Here is an 18,275-nt window from a genome sequence, read left to right on the forward strand (position 1 = left end):
CATATGAACAGCGAATGAGTGACCACGACCCATATCAGGATGATGACTCAACCTTATTCAACGATGCAGTAAAGGGCGTAAAAAAGTTGCATCAGGATACCATAGTCCGGCAACCAAACAGAAATACCAAACAAAATTTAGCACGCCGTAACATTCATAATACCAATGACAATGAGTTTTATTTTTCTGATGAATTCGTGCCTCATCTTGATCAGGAGGGACCAACGCGCTACGCACGCAGTGACGTTTCCAAATATGAGGTCAAGCGGCTACGTCGCGGCGTTTATGTGCCGGACGTTTTTCTGGATATGCACGGCATGACTCAAAAAGAAGCAAAAAGAGAGCTGGCTGCGATGATCGCCTACTGTATTAAAGAAGGCATCCATTGTGCCGGTGTTCAGCATGGTATTGGCAAACACATTCTGAAACAGAAAGTCCCTCTGTGGCTAGCCCAGCACCCTGATGTGATGGCTTTCCATCAGGCCCCGATGGAATTTGGCGGTGATGGCGCGTTACTGGTACTGCTGTCTGTTCCTGAGAAATAGAGTCCGAAAAACAAAGCGCGGCAATACAAAAAATGACGCGCTCAACATCCCCACCGGATACTAATAATCCATATCGGTTGGAATGGTCATTGCTTCTTCATTGAGTTTTGGCCGTTTACCACCGCGTCGCCGATACTGTCGCAGCTGAAACACATAAGCCAAGACTTGAGCCACCGCTAAAAACAAGCCATCAGGAATCTCCTGCTCTAACTCCGTGGTGTGATAAAGTGCACGAGCCAACGGTGGTGCCGGCACAATCTCAATCTCATGCTCTCTGGCCACTTCCCGGATTTTCAGGGCAAGGTGATCAATGCCTTTAGCCACTACAATCGGTGCTTTATCACTATTTTGTTTATACCGTAGTGCCACAGAGAAATGTTCCGGGTTGGTGATAATCACATCGGCTTGGGGGACATCAGCCATCATTCGTCGCTGCGCCGCTTCTCTTTGCAGCATCCGGATCCGGCCTTTGACTTCAGGTTTTCCTTCCGTGTCTTTGTATTCATCTTTGACTTCCTGCTTGGTCATTTTTAACTGATTGGCGTGCTGCCAAATTTGGAAAGGAATATCAATAGCGACCACAATGAGTAAAGTGCAACTAATCAACAGGACGAAATTCAATAAAATCTGCAACGCGTGATAAATATTTTGCGGAAAGGCATCCAGACTCAACTGGAATAAATCCACTTTCTGACTCTCAATCAAAAAGAAAGCCGCACCGGCAACCAGTGTGACTTTCAAGATAGATTTCAGCAATTCGACCCAGCTTTGCAAACCAAACATCCGTTTGAGTCCACTCAGCGGGTTCAATTTTGACATTTTAGGACGGGCAGCTTCTGCCGAAAAAGAAATCCCGCCGACACCGGTTGCACCGAAGAGTGCGGCAATAAATAGCGTCACCAGAATCAACACCATGGGCAAGATCAGCGTCACCAGTGAGCCGAATAAAACATCAAATAATTTAGGCAGGTCAAAGATCTCTTCACGGCTCAGGGTAAATAACCGCCCCATCGACAGATACAAAGCTTTCGCTAAATTTTCTCCAAACCACATCAGCGCAATCGCACCAACGACCAGTACCGAGACCGACGCTAACTCTTTTGAACGGGCAACCTGCCCTTTCTCTTTCGCCTGTTCTCGCCTTCGGGGTGTGGCTTCTTCGGTACGTTCTTGTCCGTCAGACTCAGCCATAGTCTGTCCTCCTTAAGGTGCCTGACAATCCAGTCGTATCAAGCGACAAATCTGAGCCTGTCCCTGCTCCCAAAAAATCTCATAATGACTGTACAGCCCGGTGACAATGTACCAGCACAGCAGCAAACCGACTATGAGCGCAAAAGCAAAACCAAGAGAAAAAATATTCAACTGTGGTGCCGCCCGTGTCATGACGCCAAACGAAAGATTGACGGTCAATAAGGCAATAATGCCGGAAAGAGACATCGTCAACGCGACTTTAAACATAATGCCAAACCACAACGCCAATTCGCGAAAGTCAACAGATGTCAGCCCCCCTTGACCAATCGGTAATGATTTAAAACTAAAGGCAATCAGTTGGAGCATCTTTAAATGCCCGTCACTGGCCAGAAAAAACATCGTCGCCAGAAACATAAAAAACTGCCCCAGTAACGGTGTATTTTGGCCGTTAGCGGGGTCAACCATCGAGGCAAAGCCTAAGCTCGATTGCATCCCGATAATTTGTCCCAGCATGACAAATGTCTGAATCATAAACTGCGTCACCGTTCCCATCGCCACGCCAATAACAATTTGCTCAAACGTAATCATAAATCCCGGCAGGGAAAGCAGTTCAATATTTGAGGGAACAGCCGGAATCACCGGCATGATGGCAAATGTGATGGCAAGGCCAAGATAGAGACGAATGCGGGCAGTGACAAACCGCGCCCCTGTCACAGTCATCACCATCAACATGGCAGAGATCCGAGTCAGCGGCCAAAAATATGTGGCGATCCAATCTAAAATCAGGTTTGCCGGATATGTCATCACAGGTGCCTCAATAGAGGATTTGGGGTAAACGATCAATCATGGAATAAAAGAACTCCATTAAAATCCGAGTCATCCAATGGGCAAACAGCATCAACGCCAGCAATGTTACGATTAAACGGGGGAGAAAGCTGAGGGTCTGCTCGTTAATCGAGGTCGCCGCCTGAAACACTGCAACCGCTAAACCAATCAATAAACCGGGCACAATGATTGCCGAAACCATTAACAATACAATCCATAAAGCATCGCGGAATATTTCAACAAAAGCTTCTGGTGTCATCGTGTCCCCCTAAAGTGCAAAACTGCCTGCGAGTGTCGATAAAATCAGGTTCCATCCATCAACTAACACAAACAACATCAGCTTGAATGGCAAAGAAACAATCATAGGAGACAACATCATCATCCCCATAGCCATCAAGACCGAAGCAACAACCAGATCGATCACTAAAAAAGGAAGAAACAGCATAAACCCGATCTGAAAAGCTGTTTTTAACTCAGATGTAATAAAGGCCGGAATCAATACCGTCATTTCGACATCTTGCGGATCGGTTGCCTGCGAGCCGGACATATTCACAAACGTTTCTAAATCTTTGACCCGCGTCTGCTTGAGCATGAAAGCTCGCATCGGTTTCTGCGCTTCATCAAAGGCTTGTCGCGCATTAATCTGCTCATTGAGATAAGGCTGGATCGCGCGTTCATTCACTTGGTGAAATACCGGAGACATAATAAAAAATGTCAGAAACAACGCAATCCCGATAATGACTTGGTTTGATGGCGTTTGCTGCAACCCCATTGCTTGGCGCAGAATCGACATAACGACCACAATCCGGGTAAACGAGGTCATCAGAATCACTAATGCCGGCAAGAAGCCGAGCATCGTCATTAAACCGAGAATCTGTAAACTAATCGAATAATCCTGACTACCGTCAGGATTGGTCGTCATTGTAATCGCAGGGATGCCGGCTTGATTCGAGTGAGCGGCCGTTGCTGTATTTGAAATACCCTGTGCGGTAATACTCTGTGTGACCAGACTATTGGCAGGCTGAACCTCTCCCGAAGCAGGTGCTGCCCAAGACATCATAGAGAACAACCCTAAACACAGCACCAGCCCGTGAAGGGCCAGTCTGTTCCAATGCGATGTGACTAAATGGAAGCTATATTTTATCATTCTTTTTCAAAAACCGATTAAGTTGGCCCGCAAAGGGGGGTTCCACTGTCCGAGACCCGGATGCCAACGGTTGCTCAAGCTTGGAAATCAATTGAATCGAATGGCTCGTCGCTCCGACTAAAAACTGCTCTTCTCCTGCCTGAACAACCAACAGTTTTTCTTTCGTCCCAATCGGAAGTTGACGAATGATCATCAGATCTTTTTGATGGCCCAACGCTGGTAAACGCATCTTTTTGAGTAACAATGCCAGTACCAGAATCAAGGCAATCACAAAAACCAGAGACCCCAGCGTTGTTAAGATACTCATGGAGTCGCCAACCTCTGCCCAAACGGGAAAGGCACAAAAAAATAGACTAAACAGGCTAATTAATCGTTTCATCAACGCCCTTATCTCAGCTTCTTAATCCGTTCCGTCTGGCTAATCACATCGGTTAAACGGATCCCGAACTTATCGTTGACCACAACAACCTCACCATGGGCAATCAACGTTCCATTGACGAGGACATCCAATGATTCTCCGGCAATCCGATCCAGTTCGACAACCGAGCCTTGGTTCAATTGCAGCAAATTACGGATACTAATTTGTGAGCGACCGACTTCCATCGAAATCGTCACCGGAATATCCATAATCGTATCCAGTTTCCGTCGCTCATCTTCTGAAATAGGTTGTGATGTATCTTTCAACTCTTCAAGTGGCGCTGCCAATATTTCATCAATATCGTCATCTGATGCCGCATTCGGGTCTTCGCCCAGTGCCGCAGCCCACTCATCTGCCAGTTTTTGATCATCAATATCAGACATCTTCGCTACCTACTTTAGTCTTTTACTTCATCTTCTCTTTCAAGATCGGAAATAATATCCTCACTCAAAAAAGCCAAATCTGTTTTCACAACATCAGGACGTTTGATTTTCTGTGAAATCTGAATAGCCAGATTATCTTCGGAACGTCCCATTTTCACACGGAAAGTCGGCAATTCTTCCACAAACATAATCGCATGTTCAGGCATATCGATCGGAATGACATCTCCCGCCTGCAACTCCATCAAATCTCTTAATGCCAAGACTTTTTCCAGCAAGTTCACGCGGAAATTGACCGGCACATCCATAATTTCTTCACGCAGTGCCGAGCTCCAGCGAACATCCGTTTCCATTTTATCCGATTGAACCCCGGCGTCTAAAAGCTCACGGATCGGTTCAAGCATCGAGTATGGCATGACCATATGAAAATCACCACCGCCGCCATCGACCTCAATATGAAACGAACTCACGACAATCACTTCCGTCGGACTGACAATGTTGGCCATACTTGGGTTCACTTCGGAGTCAAGATATTCAAACTCAACCCCCATCACCGGAGACCAAGCCTCTTTATAATCTGCGAACACAATTTTCAGCAACAGTTGAATGACGCGACGCTCTGTCGGAGTAAACTCACGCCCTTCAATTCTGGCGTGAAAACGACCATCTCCACCAAAGAAATTTTCCACCAAGATGAAGACGAGCCGCGCTTCCATGGTGATCAGCGCTGTCCCTTTTAATGGCCGGAAGCGCACCATATTGAGACTGGTCGGGACGTACAGCGTATTCTGATACTCCCCGAACTTCATCATCTGTACACCGTTAATCGACACTTCAGCTGTTTTTCTCAGCATATTAAACAAACTGATACGCAAATGACGCGCAAATCGTTCGTTAATCAACTCAAGCGTCGGCATCCGTCCGCGGACAATACGATCCTGAGAAGAAAAATCAAAACTGGTCGCCTCACGCGTATCCGTGTCTAACTCTTCTTCTTCATCATCGACACTATCGACGCCATGTAATAGCGCATCAATTTCGTCCTGGCTTAATAGATCAGTCACACATCACCTATTGCATTACAAAATCAGTAAACAGAACTCGTTCAATCACTGGCTCACCGACCGCTTTGGTTAAAGCAGTCTGAATATCTTTCGTCGCCCGGTCACGTAACTCAATCCGACCATTGGGAGAGCGCAGTTGCTCTACCGTCGCAGAAGCAAACGTCGAGAGCAGAGAACTTTCGATTAATGGGGAGTGGTAACGGGCCTGATTTTCATTCTCACTTCCTCGAACCATCAGCTGAACTTTGATCTGCACCATCCGATCACGCATATCGCCCGTCACATTAAACACGAACGGTTGAGGAAGACTGACATAAGCCACGGGTTCACTCTTGGTATCAACCTTCGCAACACTTTGCTCAGGTTCTGCACTTGGCGATTCGTCATCCGAGCCCATCATAAAAAATGCGGCACCGCCACCAATTACCAGCAATACCACCAAGGCAATAATGATAATCAAAAGTTTCTTTTTGCCGCCGGAGGCATTTTCTGCGACACCATTTTCATCTGCCATAATTATCTCTGCATGTGCAACATACTAATTTTTAACCTTATGCGTAATAACTAATCCCATCACGCTTCGAACTAATATCCACATCAAGTTTAACACCTGTGTCCGGATTATCATCATGAAAAACCGAATCCTGACCAACCGGAGAGCCTCGTCCGGACGACTGCCCTTGGCCTGAAGCGGCATAACCTTGCTGCTGATGACCACTGCCTTGATGCTGTACAGACGTTTCACCCAACTGTACTCCCTGCTGCGACAACATGTCTCTCAAGCGGGGCATGGAGTGTTCAAGCGCTTCTCGGGCTTGTGGGGTTGCCACAGTAAAATGCACAGTGGCGGCATCACCGGACATGTTCATTCGAATATGCATTCGTCCCAGTTCTGGAGGATCAAGCCGTATATCAATGTTTTTCAAATTTTTAGACATCATCATCTGAACCCGCTCTGAGAGCTGATCGGCAGCCATTGCATCTTTTGCCAAATAAATAGATGACGGAGTCTGAGCGACATCCGCTCTGAGATGATTCTGTACACCCGAGGTCTGTTGACCAGTCAGTGATGACAGTTGATGTGCGAAATGACTTTCTTTACCCGTACCGTCGTCAATCACTCCCTCTGGGCGGGCTTTACCATCGCCAAATCCTGCAAGACGCTGACGAATCCATTGCTCGCGCCCGACGGCACTCGCGGATAAAGTCTGCAATGCCGCCTGAGACACGGCGGAATCGCCGGAAAGAGGCATGAGCGAATTGGTGGAACCTTCACTCTGAATTGCCTGAGTCAACGAATTCACCGGGACAGGTGCTGCTTGAGGCAATTGTTGAGCAGCTGTCTGTTGCTGGGCCATGTGTATATGGTGACGGGGATCTGCTTTTGGCGGTAATTCTTGATTCAGAGACTGTAGTAGCTTTTGTGATAACGCAGCTTTCTCAGTATTGCCTTCCACTCCCGATAAAGCAGCAGTATGAACCTGCTCACTGCCATCGGTTGCCACCACATCCTGCATCTCCGCCTGACCGATAACATTCTGATTTGATACGCCTTGGATATTAACTCCGGCAGGTATCTGAACGGATTTAACCGTGGCTTCTTTATGTCCTGAACCATTGTGTTGCGTATATTTATATTCACCAACGTCTTTGGTCTGTACTTCAGGTGCGACAACGGATGACGCTACACTGCCATTAGCTTGAGCAGTGGTTTCTGTAAGCTGAGATATATCAGCCGTCAACGCTTTCTCCCCTGTCAGTTCATGCACATCCAGTTCTTTGCCTTTAATTGGGGATAAAGAACTGTCCGATTCAGTCTGCGACAAAGACAAATCTGCCGAAGCGGCCGGATCCTGAAGTACTGCCGGGTCTGTCATTTTGGTCTGTTGCACGGTGTTTGCTGCATGTTTGGCTTGCTCAGGATCAGTGACATCCGAAACTGGCAATTTCTTGCCGTTTTGCGACACAAGTTGTTGTTCAGCCCCTTTAAGCCGGCTTAATACCGCTTCACCCTCTCCCATTGTCCGCTGTGCAGCTTCTTTCTGTGCTGATGAGGCGCTTTGCTCGGTAGATTGCAGGGAGGATGACGCAACGGACGGAGTGTTTGACTCGGGACGAGGGGAATTTACCTCTGCGGTATCCCCCCCCTCCTGATGTTGCCCACCAGATGTTTTCGCGCCCGCAATTTGAGCGTTATCCAAATCATCAACATTTTCAGATAAATTCTTCAGCGATAGCGTCTCAGATGAATCCGTCTCAGCCAGATCGATTTGAGACCGTTCTTTTCCTGTCAGTACTTTCCCAGTAGGTGCTTTCCCGGATATTTCTTTATCAGACAATAGGGAATCTGCTGATATATCACCAGCGACATCCGCTGTAGTCTCAACGTTTTTTGCTTCACCGCTCTTGACCGAGGGCTTTTCAGAAACCGAATCCTCTCCCTTAAATAAAGCTGCGAGTTTGGCAAAAAAACCACCGGACTCTTGTGACGATTCAGCAACATCACCAACAACGGCATCATCACTAACCGCTTTATGGTGAGACTGAGCTTTCTGTGTCCCTGACGTGGGCGTGAGGTTGATATTCATATCCAGTACTCTTGCAAACCAAACTAATTGACGGTATTTGCTATCACAGACAAATGACCTTGATGCAAACAACTTGATATTAAATAAGCAAAAAGTAAGCCATATCATTCAGAATCTTAGTTTGATGAACAATATCGTGATTCAGATATGGTAAGGGTTCGTTTAAAATCGTGCTTTGCGGGCATACTGAATCGTTGTAAATTCATCGAGTTGTTTCTGCTCTCGTTTGAGTTCAGCCTGTTGTCTTTCGGCCTGTTTCTTGTCACGTAACCACTCATAAGAACGGCGTGTTTTACGGACTTCAAGCCAATGTTCCTGACAGTTCTCGACTTGATCGATAAAATGCTGCTCGGCACCTCTTTGTTTAGCAAGTGTCTCATCTAGCTGAGTTAAGAAACGATTGAGATGTCCATACTGGCTTGCCGTTAAACCGGCTTTTCCCCGGTCAATCATTTGATGACAATAATCCAGACGATACTGTTCAATCTGACTCACCTGACGGTAGTAACTTTCCAGTTCCTGACGTGCGCTATTTAATGCGAGCACTGCTTTATCTTCATTCTCTTTCGCCTGTTCCAGCAAGAATTCCAGTGCATTTTCCATATCATTCAGAACCTATCTGCAAAACATTCTTCAACATACTGACACACATATCATACGGTACGGTGTCTTTCATGCCTTGTTGCAGGTACATATCGATCTTCGGTTTGAGGGTAAATGCCTGATCAATCGCCGGATCAGAGCCCGGTTTATAAGCGCCTATCGACACCAAATCCTGATTTTTGCGGCAGACAGACAGGACTTGCCGTACTGCTTTTGACATCAGTTGATGTTCATCAGTCGTGATTTGAGGCATCACCCGACTCACCGATTTTTCCACATCAATTGCAGGGTAATGACCGGCATCCGCCAATTCCCGGGATAAAACAATATGCCCATCGAGAATGGCCCGGGATGCATCTGCAATCGGATCCTGAAGATCATCCCCTTCCGTCAACACGGTAAAAAACGCAGTGATCGACCCCTGACCGTCACTACCGTTCCCTGCTCGCTCAACCAGCGCAGGCAATTTGGCAAAGACCGAAGGCGGATATCCCTTGGTCGCCGGGGGTTCACCGACCGAAAGTGCAATTTCCCGTTGTGCCTGCGCAAAGCGAGTCAACGAATCCATCAGTAATAAGACATCTAGCCCTTGATCACGAAAATACTCGGCAATGGTCAGCGCAGTCTGACATCCTTTAAGGCGCATCAGCGGTGATGCATCAGCCGGTGCGGCAACAACGACCGCACGTTGACGGCCATCGATACCTAAAATTTCATCAATAAATTCTTTAACTTCTCGTCCACGTTCACCAATGAGGCCGACCACAACAACTTGAGCAGTCGTTCCGCGAGTCATCATTCCCAATGTTACGGACTTACCCACACCAGAACCGGCAAAAAGTCCGATACGTTGTCCCTTACCGACCGTCAATAATCCATTCACTGATTTCAGGCCGACATCCAGCGGCTCAGAGATTGGTTTGCGGGCAAGGGGGTTAATCGCAACAGATTGAAAAGAAGCTTTATGCTCAGCATAAATCGGCCCTTTGCCATCCAGTGGCATCCCGACCCCATCAATGACTCTTCCCAGTAGTTCCATACCGACGGGGACACCGGTATCACCGTGAATCGGTGTCACTTTCGCGCCGGGCAAAATGCCTGAAACTTGTTCACTCGGCATCAGATAAAGATGAGCACCGGAGAAGCCGACAACCTCCGCTTCAATCTCGCCACTCATCGTTTCGACTTTACACAGACTTCCGATCGGTGCTTTACATCCGGTAGCTTCCAGAGTCAGCCCGACCACTCGTACGAGACGGCCAGAGGCTATAGGACGTGATGACAGTCCCTGAGTTTTGTATTGTGCAAAACGCTCTTCTAACGCTAACACGCATCACCACCATGTCGGTTTGCTTCACAGAAACTTTTCAGCGTGGTTCGGATTCGCTCTTCAATCCGGTAGCTGACACTCGATTCGCCGGCCTCAATCTCAACATCGCCGCGATTGAGAGATGGCTCACTCACTAAAGTCCAATGCCGAAAATCAAGGTCTTCTTCGCCGTAAGAGTGACGAATGACCTCAACATCTTCCGGATTGAGTTTCAGTGTAATGTCATGGCCGGTAATGGGCAGCGACTCAACTGAGGATTTTACCGTATCCAGTATCACCTGAGGATTCATCTGCACTTCAACCCGAACCACTTCTCTTACCAAAGCAAGCACCATATCGACCAGTTGACGTTCAACCTGTGCGTTCATCAGTGCGAGGGGCTGGGCGAATTGATTGGCTAAATTGACAAAACTGGCGACATGTTCATCGATGATTTCCTGACCGGCGGCCAAACCTTCATTTTGTCCGGTTTCTTGTCCTTCCTGATGCCCCGCCTGATAGCCTTCTTCTTTACCTTTATCGTAACCTTGTCTGAAACCGGCTTCTTGACCCTGATGCAACCCTTCTTGATAAGCACCTTGCCGAATCAGTTCGATTTCTTCTTCAGTCAGTTCAAGTGGTGCTTCTTCTACCGAGCGTTCCGTATCCGGTATCCATCCCGGATCGTATTTCAGTGCAGTGTCTTTTGCTTGACCATGAGTCTCGGTCGTGTAATCGGGTAATCCCCACACTTTTGCACGCTCAACATCTGTATCCATTCCCGGACGCAAGAATCCGCGTTTTCTGTCTGACATCGTGACTCCTTAAACCCATCGATCAGAGGAATTCATCAGCACCACCTGACAACATAATTTCACCGTTGTCAGCCATCCTGCGGGCAATCGCCAGAATTTCTTTCTGCGCAGCTTCCACATCTGAAACTTTGATTGGCGGCATCGCTTCAAGATCATCTTTGAGCATTTCGGCTGCACGTTTAGACATATTTTTGAATATTTTCTCTTTCAGGGTGTCATCCGCACCTTTCAGTGCCTTCTGCAAGACATCCTGTGGTACATCCCGCAACAATTTCTGGATACCCTGATCATCAACTTCAGCAAGGTTTTCAAAGACAAACATCAGATCCTGAATTTGTGTTGCCAGATCTTCATCCTGATCACGCATTTGCTCCATCAGGATACCTTCAACGTTATTATCGAGGTAGTTCATAATATCGGCAGCAGCTTTCAGACCACCAATTTTCGCAGCTTGTGCCCCGGCTTGCCCGGCAAACTGTTTCTCCATAATTTCGTTCAACTCTGCCAGTGCTGATGGCTGTACTTCTTCCAGATTGGCAATCCGCATCATCAAGTCCAGTCGATCCCGTTCAGCAAATTGAGCCAAAATCTCAGCCGACTGGTCCGGTTCCAGATAAGACAAAACAATCGTCTGGATCTGCGGGTGTTCATTAACGATGATGCTGGCGACCTGACGGGGATCCATCCATTTCAAAGAGTCCAGACCTTTTGAACCGGTTCCCAGCAGAATTTGATCCACCAAGTTATTGGCTTTGTCTTCTCCTAAGGCCGCGATCAAGGCATTACGCATAAAGTCTTCGCTGCCCATCCCGATATTGGTGTATTTCTGAATGTCTTCCAGAAATGCCCGATGCACAGCACTTACTTTCCCCTGACTCAATTCACTGGAACGAGCCATCGCACTACCAACGCGCTGAACCTGCTTCGGCTCCAGATGACGAATGATACCGGCAGCATCTTCTTCATTCAGACTCAACAAGAGGATTGCAGCTTTTTCATCGCCACTAATTGATGCGACATCAATTTCTTGAGGGATCAGATCACTGCCCTTTTCTTTCTCATCAGCCATCGTTCATCATCCAATTTTTCACAACCTGGGCAGCGAGTTCCGGCTCATTGGCAACCAGAGCCCGTACTGCTTTCAGTACATCTTCGTCTTTATGTAAATTCGGCAGGTCAATCGTCGAACCGAACTCGAACAGATCGCCGGCTTCAATATCTTCACCAATCAGGCTGGTTTCACCATCTGCACCAATCGGTAGTCCATCTGGGCCATAAAGCTGATCTTCATCTGCACTTGCCGGATTGATAAGTTTTTTCATTGCCGGACGAACCAGTACCAGAATCACGACAATGATAACCAATGCACTTGCCAGCCAGCGAATCCAATCGCCAAAGTTCGGGTTTTCCCAAATTGGTACATCGGTGAGCTGTTCCACTTCAGGCTTGGCAAATTGCATACTTAAGACATTCAGTAAATCGCCTCGTTGTTCATTATAGCCAATCGCACCGATCAGTACCTGACGCACAGCATTCAGCTGACTGTCAGACAAAGGTTCATACGTAATTTCCCCCGAATCCGGATTAACAACCTCACGATCTTTAATAGCAACAGAAACGGTCTGACGATTCACCACACCGGTCTGTTTCCGCTCATGACTCACTGTCGTGTTCAATTCGTAATTACGTGTTGCTTCTTTATGAACCGACCCTTGGCCTAAGGTCGAACCATCTTTCATCTGTGCGACATCTTCCGGAATCGAAGAGTCTGCCGGGGGTTGATTACTCAGCGCACCGGGAACACCCGCGACAACATTTGCGTTGTTGTAATCTTCAAGCGTGTATTCACTTCGGGTTGATGGTTTTTGCGGATCAAACTGACGACTGGTTTGCTCAATGGCACTAAAGTCCATTTCGACATCAACCTGTGCAGTGTATTGACCTAGCCCGAGAATCGGGATCAGCACCGAATCAATTTTATCTTTGAGCGCCTGTTCTTGCTTGCGTTCTAATTCCTGCTCTTTACGACGTGCGGTTGACACAGGATCGGCAGAACCGGAGTTGAGCAGACGTCCATGTTGATCGGTGACCGTAATACGGGTGGTTTTCATCCCCGGAACCGCACTGGCAACCATATCGACAATCGAATCGATTTCTTCCTGTTTCAGATTTGCACCCGTTCTCAGCGTCAAAAAAACCGATGCTGAAGCTTCTTGATTTTGACGGACAAACACACTCGATTTAGGCATCGCGAGTAATACGCGCGCTTTTCTCACCTGATTCATGGCTTCAATCGCTTTGGCTAACTGGCGCTCACGGCTCAGTTTTAACCGTTCGATTTCAAGACGCTGTGATACCCCAAAGCCCATATCCTGAAGCAGGATATCATCACCGGCCTGTTTATCCTGATTCAAACCAGCCCGGGCTAAATCCAGTTTGAGTCCGCTGTATTCAGTGACCGGAACCAAAATCGTATTACCATCGAGTTTGTACTCTTTCTTGCTCTGATCGAGGTAATCCAGAATCGGAATCAATTCCTCGGTGTCATAAGCCCCTAGCGGACGCATTTCTGGCTCTTTCACCCAGAAAAACAGCATCATAATCAAAGCGACGCAAATAGAGATAGAAAGAACGAGAACAACCTGACGAATCAGGTCTAAATCACCGACGGCAAAATCGAAACGAGATGAACTTTTCTCATCCAAATCAGGATCCTGATGCTCAACGGGCAAATCCGTGTCTGCGGAAAGTGCACCGCCGTCGCTTAAAGTCAGGTCTGTCGATTGGTTATCTTCGGCCACGTTACTTACCTACAATACTTCAAAATTGATACCGAAACGTCACCGTTAAACCGGCATGTTCATCAGTTCTTTATAAGCATCAACGAGCTTATTCCGAACCTGTACTGTCGCATCAAATGCAACACTTGCTTTATTTCTTGCGATCATCACATCGGACAACGACACCCCTTCATCGCCCCGATCAAAACGAGTTTGCAGATTACTGGATGTCTGCTGTAGTCCATTGACATTATTAATCGCTTTGTTGAGCAAATCGCCAAAGTCAGCACTCACCGACTGTCCGGTTGGTGCCATCGGTTTACCGCTGGCTTCCTGTATCATTGACTGCATTTCAGTCTGTAATCCATCTAGTCTCATAAGTCCCCCTGCCTGATAGCCAATTCTTTGACTCGTATATACATTGCTTATCTCTTATCCAGCAATTAGTGTGCCATTTGATAAATCGCATTTATCCCGGAATATCAATCCCCGCATCTCGCATCTTCGCCAGCTTATAGCGCAAGGTCCTCGGGCTGATACCAAGGCGCTCAGCCATCTCTTTCCGCCGACCTTTACAGGCAATCAGGGTTTCCAGAATAATAGAATATTCCTGATCCCGAAGCTCTCCTCCCAAATCAGAAATACTTGACGGGTGTCTGTTCATCTCGCTGTGAGCCACAGTTTTGACAGTCGGTGGCTCAACCGGTTGTGATGCAGAGCGCGGCTGATCATTTTCAACCAATTTCTGTAAACTGCCGGCATCTTTCCAATCAACCCCTTCTAAGAGGATATGTTCTTCACCGATATTGCCATTCTCACTCAAAATCAAGGCTCTCTGAATAACATTATCCAGTTCACGTACGTTGCCGGGCCACGGGTAAGACAGTAGTTTTTCAACAGCCGACGGAGCGATCCGGGGCATCGCGATGCCAAGCTTTTTACAGTGACGCTCAACCAGATGTTGCGCCAAAGGTTCGATGTCAGCCCGACGCTCTCGCAGCGCCGGCCATGAAATTGGGAACACATTCAGACGGTAGTATAAATCTTCGCGAAATTCACCTTCCTGAACATAGCTTTTTAAATCCCGGTTACTGGTTGCAAGCACCCGGACATCCAACTGAATACTTTTACGGCTTCCCAGACGTTCTACTTCTCTTTCCTGAAGTACTCGTAGTAACTTCGCCTGAAGGTTCAAATCCATTTCACTGATTTCATCAAGTAGAATTGTCCCACCCTGTGCCTGTTCAAATTTACCGGGACAAGCTTGGATAGCTCCGGTAAAAGCCCCTTTCTCATAACCAAACAGGGTCGCTTCCAGCATGTTGTCCGGAATCGCCGCACAATTGATCGCAATAAAAGGGCCATCTTTGCGCAGCGAAGCGTTGTGAATGTAGCGAGACATCACTTCTTTCCCGGAACCACTCGGCCCCAGAATCATAACATTTGCGTCGGTTTTAGCGACTTTCTCCGCTAAAGCCAGTAATTTCACACTTTTCTCATCAGCAACAACCGCATCGCCATTGTCATCAGATTTTACCGGTGCATAACGGCTGACCATATTCAGCAACACTTCAGGCGCAAATGGTTTAGCCATATAATCGATGGCACCTTCTTTCATCGCGGCAACGGCATCTTCAATATTGGCATATGCAGTCATGAGTAATACCGGGAGATTCGGCCAGTGCTGTTTGATATTTCTCAACAGTGCCAGACCACCCATACCAGCCATTTGCACATCAGAGACAACAATATCGACTCCCTCTGACTTTAGCTTTACCAGTGCCTCTTCCGCACAATCAGCTTCGACCCATTCATAACCGGCCAGAGCTAAGGTATCCACCAGTGCCTCGCGCAAACCTTCATCATCTTCAACAATTAATACTTTGCTCTGAGCCATGATTACTCTCCTGTCTCTGAATTCTTATGAGAAACTGTCCGCTCCAGAGGAAGACACATTGTGAAACATGCACCATCCCCCTCTTCAGAAATCAAGTCTAGATGCCCATCGTGCGCACGACAAACCATCTGAACAACCGCAAGCCCTAGCCCCGTTCCCTGAGAACGTGTGGTAAAAAAAGGCTCCATAATTTTATTTTGCATTGCTGCAGGAATACCCGGCCCGTTATCCTGAACAGAAATCTTCAACATGTTCTGAACCGGTCGGAAGAATACATCGATCTGGGCACCTTTGCCTGAATTCTGAATCGCATTCATCACTAAATTACTCAGCGCGGAAGCGATCGCGTTCGGATTGCCCAGTAAAGCCGTCTCCGGATGCTCAATTTCCTGTCCGTAGTCGATCTGATGACTTTGTATCGCCGTTTCGACCATCGGATAAAATTCCTGCACTAACTCATCCAGTGTAAAGGGTTTAACGACTTTATTATCACCTCCCTTGGCGAACAACAGCATATCATTGACCTGTTTATCCAGATCATGCAACCGATCCATCAATTTCGTTTGAAAACGTTCACGCGTGGCAGCCGGCAATTGAGGCGCAGCAAGATTTGACGCGTATAGCATAGCACTAGATAAAGGTGTGCGAACCTGATGTGCCAATGAAGCGACCATTCGACCCAGTGAAGAAAGCCGTTGTAAATCACTCACTCGAGCCTGAAGCAAGCGTGTTTCGGTTAAATCGGTAATGAGAATCAGCTGACCGGTTGACGATGCTGAAATCGCTAACCGCACTTTTCTGCCATTGCGTAGAGAAATTTCGTGCCCATCGTCTTCTTTGGGCGCAAAAGCAGATTGAATCACGGCATACCAGCGCTCACCAACCAATGGAATTTCCAGCAGCCGGACTGCCTCAGGATTTGCCTCACGTACAATGCCCTGCGTATCCAACAAAATAACGCCGGCTGGCATGACATCCAGTACCTGTTTGTATCGTTCAACCTGATCTTCTATAGAATCGAGATGAGAAAGCTGTTGCGCCTGAGATTCTTGCATATTCGTTTTCTGTTCTGTAAAAACAACAATAGCCTGAAAAGCAAAAAGCGTTCCAGACTATTTTCTTTATAAAATTCAAATCATTACATCAACAGAAAAAATATGATGACAATATATTGACTTTTTTCTGACGTTTAACGGTTCATATTATACTTTTTCATTTTTTCAACAAGCGTCGTTCTGCGCATCCCTAACATGTCTGCAGCACGAGCAACCACACCATCTTGAGCATCTAAAGCCTGATTAATCAGATTCACTTCAAGGTCTGCCAATAACTCTTTTAGATTGACACCTTCAGGGGGCAAGGATTGAGGCGCATTGACATGGTTCATCAAATCTTGCTCAATATCACTCAGTTGGAAATCTTCAGCAAAAATGTCTGCCAGAACATCCCGTTCCTGCTCTTCGATACTACTGTAACGGCTGGCCTCCGGTTGGAATTCCGGAATATCGCTATAGCGATATTTAGTTGGTAAGTGATTAACATCAATCAAGCTATTTGGAAAAAGAATGATCATTCGTTCAACTAAATTCGCTAATTCCCGAACATTTCCCGGCCAATCATGTTCCATCAGCGACTGGATCGCTCGCGGGGTAAAACAGATGGGTGAAGCGCCTTCGGATTCCATGCGAGTCAGCAGTTCCTGAATTAGCAAAGGAATGTCGTCTTTACGCTCTTTCAACGCAGGCATTTCAATCGGAAAAACATTCAACCGGTAATAAAGATCTTCGCGGAACAATTCCTTATCGATCATCGATTCCAGATTGCGATGCGTTGCAGCAATCACACGAACATTTACTTTAATCGTGGAATTACCGCCAACCCGTTCAAAACAGCGTTCTTGCAGCACACGCAACAACTTCACCTGCATGGCCATTGGCATATCACCGATTTCATCCAGAAATAATGTTCCGCCTTCTGCCAGTTCAAATCGTCCTTTCCGCGCGGTGAGTGCACCGGTAAATGCACCTTTTTCATGGCCGAAAAGTTCACTTTCCAATAAATCGGCAGGGATCGCACCGCAGTTAATCGGAACAAAAGGTCCGTTACGTCGCGGTGAATGATAATGAACATTCCGTGCAACCACTTCTTTTCCCGTTCCAGATTCACCGAGAATCAGCACATTGGCATCTGTTCCTGAGACTTGCTCAATCAAATGACGGACTTCCTGAACACCAGAACTCTGCCCGACCAAGCTTCTGAACAGGGTTGTTTTACGACTGGTGGTGAATACAGAAATACCCTTGCGCCCCAGAAAATCCTTACAATGCCTCAGAGCTTCAGCCAATTGAGGGTAATTGAGCGGAAAATCAAGTTCGCCAACATAATTGGAGAATGGTTCCAGAGAGTAAGGCTGTTGATCCATCATCAACAGTGGGATATGACTGATATCCTGTAATCGCGTCTGCACCGTCTCCGACAGGTGTCCACTTTGTAATGAACCGAACAGACAACCAGCCCACACATCAGACCAATTTATCTGTTCAAACTGAGACGATTCGATTACCTCGCAAGGTTCACCGACAAAATCTAAAATAATACTGATTTGCTGACGAATTGCAGGATTATCCTCAATCACGAGCAGTTTCGCTAAACCGTGCATAGGTAAGTATATTTGCCTTCATCCATTAGGTTATTGTTACCGTTGAATTTCTAC

19 protein-coding genes are annotated in these 18,275 nt (G+C 47.0%); 1 reads left to right on the top strand and 18 read right to left on the bottom strand.

Going from position 1 to position 18,275, the window contains the following annotated elements; all coding sequences use genetic code 11:
- Positions 1 to 14 precede the first annotated feature (14 nt).
- Positions 15 to 545 (top strand): endonuclease SmrB, encoded by a 531-nt coding sequence (smrB, locus tag AC55NX_RS00445; RefSeq protein ID WP_059121286.1) that lies wholly within the window; start codon positions 15 to 17, stop codon positions 543 to 545.
- 60 nt (positions 546 to 605) lie between these two features.
- On the opposite strand, the gene flhB is transcribed toward smrB, so the two are convergent.
- The 18 genes from flhB to AC55NX_RS00535 all read right to left on the bottom strand — a co-directional run bounded on the left by flhB (position 606) and on the right by AC55NX_RS00535 (position 18,221).
- Entirely contained in the window at positions 606 to 1,736 is a 1,131-nt protein-coding gene (gene flhB, locus AC55NX_RS00450; protein WP_496993976.1) for a flagellar biosynthesis protein FlhB, read from the bottom strand.
- 12 nt (positions 1,737 to 1,748) lie between these two features.
- Positions 1,749 to 2,540, bottom strand: a complete 792-nt coding sequence (fliR, locus tag AC55NX_RS00455; protein WP_496993977.1) for a flagellar biosynthetic protein FliR — start codon at positions 2,538 to 2,540, stop codon at positions 1,749 to 1,751.
- A gap of 10 nt (positions 2,541 to 2,550) precedes the next feature.
- Entirely contained in the window at positions 2,551 to 2,820 is a 270-nt protein-coding gene (gene fliQ, locus AC55NX_RS00460) for a flagellar biosynthesis protein FliQ (protein ID WP_059121289.1), read from the bottom strand.
- Positions 2,821 to 2,829: 9 nt separating this feature from the next.
- A complete protein-coding gene (fliP, locus tag AC55NX_RS00465; protein WP_496993978.1) occupies positions 2,830 to 3,708 on the bottom strand; it encodes a flagellar type III secretion system pore protein FliP in 879 nt (292 codons plus the stop codon).
- Positions 3,695 to 4,015, bottom strand: a complete 321-nt coding sequence (gene fliO / locus AC55NX_RS00470; protein WP_496993979.1) for a flagellar biosynthetic protein FliO — start codon at positions 4,013 to 4,015, stop codon at positions 3,695 to 3,697. The genes fliP and fliO overlap by 14 nt, the downstream gene beginning before the upstream one ends.
- Positions 4,016 to 4,095: 80 nt before the next feature.
- The gene (fliN, locus tag AC55NX_RS00475; protein WP_059121292.1) at positions 4,096 to 4,509 is read right to left on the bottom strand and encodes a flagellar motor switch protein FliN; all 414 of its coding nucleotides are present in this window, start codon (positions 4,507 to 4,509) and stop codon (positions 4,096 to 4,098) included.
- 14 nt (positions 4,510 to 4,523) lie between these two features.
- On the bottom strand, positions 4,524 to 5,570 hold the full coding sequence (fliM, locus tag AC55NX_RS00480) for a flagellar motor switch protein FliM (protein WP_496993980.1): 1,047 nt from the start codon (positions 5,568 to 5,570) through the stop codon (positions 4,524 to 4,526).
- Between the two features lie 7 nt (positions 5,571 to 5,577).
- Positions 5,578 to 6,084: a flagellar basal body-associated protein FliL gene (fliL, locus tag AC55NX_RS00485; RefSeq protein WP_496993981.1), complete on the bottom strand. Its 507-nt coding sequence runs from the start codon at positions 6,082 to 6,084 to the stop codon at positions 5,578 to 5,580.
- 37 nt (positions 6,085 to 6,121) lie between these two features.
- The gene (locus tag AC55NX_RS00490; RefSeq protein ID WP_496993982.1) at positions 6,122 to 8,158 is read right to left on the bottom strand and encodes a flagellar hook-length control protein FliK; all 2,037 of its coding nucleotides are present in this window, start codon (positions 8,156 to 8,158) and stop codon (positions 6,122 to 6,124) included.
- A gap of 162 nt (positions 8,159 to 8,320) precedes the next feature.
- Positions 8,321 to 8,761: a flagellar export protein FliJ gene (fliJ, locus tag AC55NX_RS00495; RefSeq protein WP_496993983.1), complete on the bottom strand. Its 441-nt coding sequence runs from the start codon at positions 8,759 to 8,761 to the stop codon at positions 8,321 to 8,323.
- A gap of 1 nt (position 8,762) precedes the next feature.
- Complete coding sequence (gene fliI, locus AC55NX_RS00500) at positions 8,763 to 10,091, bottom strand: flagellar protein export ATPase FliI (RefSeq protein ID WP_496993984.1); 1,329 nt, start codon at positions 10,089 to 10,091, stop codon at positions 8,763 to 8,765.
- Positions 10,085 to 10,885 (bottom strand): flagellar assembly protein FliH, encoded by an 801-nt coding sequence (fliH, locus tag AC55NX_RS00505; protein WP_496993985.1) that lies wholly within the window; start codon positions 10,883 to 10,885, stop codon positions 10,085 to 10,087. The genes fliI and fliH overlap by 7 nt, the downstream gene beginning before the upstream one ends.
- A 22-nt stretch (positions 10,886 to 10,907) precedes the next feature.
- Positions 10,908 to 11,954 (bottom strand): flagellar motor switch protein FliG, encoded by a 1,047-nt coding sequence (gene fliG, locus AC55NX_RS00510; RefSeq protein ID WP_059121299.1) that lies wholly within the window; start codon positions 11,952 to 11,954, stop codon positions 10,908 to 10,910.
- Positions 11,947 to 13,686, bottom strand: a complete 1,740-nt coding sequence (gene fliF / locus AC55NX_RS00515) for a flagellar basal-body MS-ring/collar protein FliF (RefSeq protein ID WP_496993986.1) — start codon at positions 13,684 to 13,686, stop codon at positions 11,947 to 11,949. The genes fliG and fliF overlap by 8 nt, the downstream gene beginning before the upstream one ends.
- Positions 13,687 to 13,731: 45 nt before the next feature.
- Entirely contained in the window at positions 13,732 to 14,043 is a 312-nt protein-coding gene (fliE, locus tag AC55NX_RS00520) for a flagellar hook-basal body complex protein FliE (RefSeq protein WP_311844622.1), read from the bottom strand.
- Between the two features lie 91 nt (positions 14,044 to 14,134).
- On the bottom strand, positions 14,135 to 15,562 hold the full coding sequence (locus tag AC55NX_RS00525) for a sigma-54-dependent transcriptional regulator (RefSeq protein WP_496993987.1): 1,428 nt from the start codon (positions 15,560 to 15,562) through the stop codon (positions 14,135 to 14,137).
- Positions 15,563 to 15,564: 2 nt separating this feature from the next.
- Entirely contained in the window at positions 15,565 to 16,617 is a 1,053-nt protein-coding gene (locus tag AC55NX_RS00530; protein WP_496993988.1) for a sensor histidine kinase, read from the bottom strand.
- A gap of 134 nt (positions 16,618 to 16,751) precedes the next feature.
- Entirely contained in the window at positions 16,752 to 18,221 is a 1,470-nt protein-coding gene (locus tag AC55NX_RS00535; protein ID WP_496993989.1) for a sigma-54 dependent transcriptional regulator, read from the bottom strand.
- Positions 18,222 to 18,275 lie beyond the last annotated feature (54 nt).

It is taken from the genome of Vibrio rubrogenes (assembly GCF_059641415.1).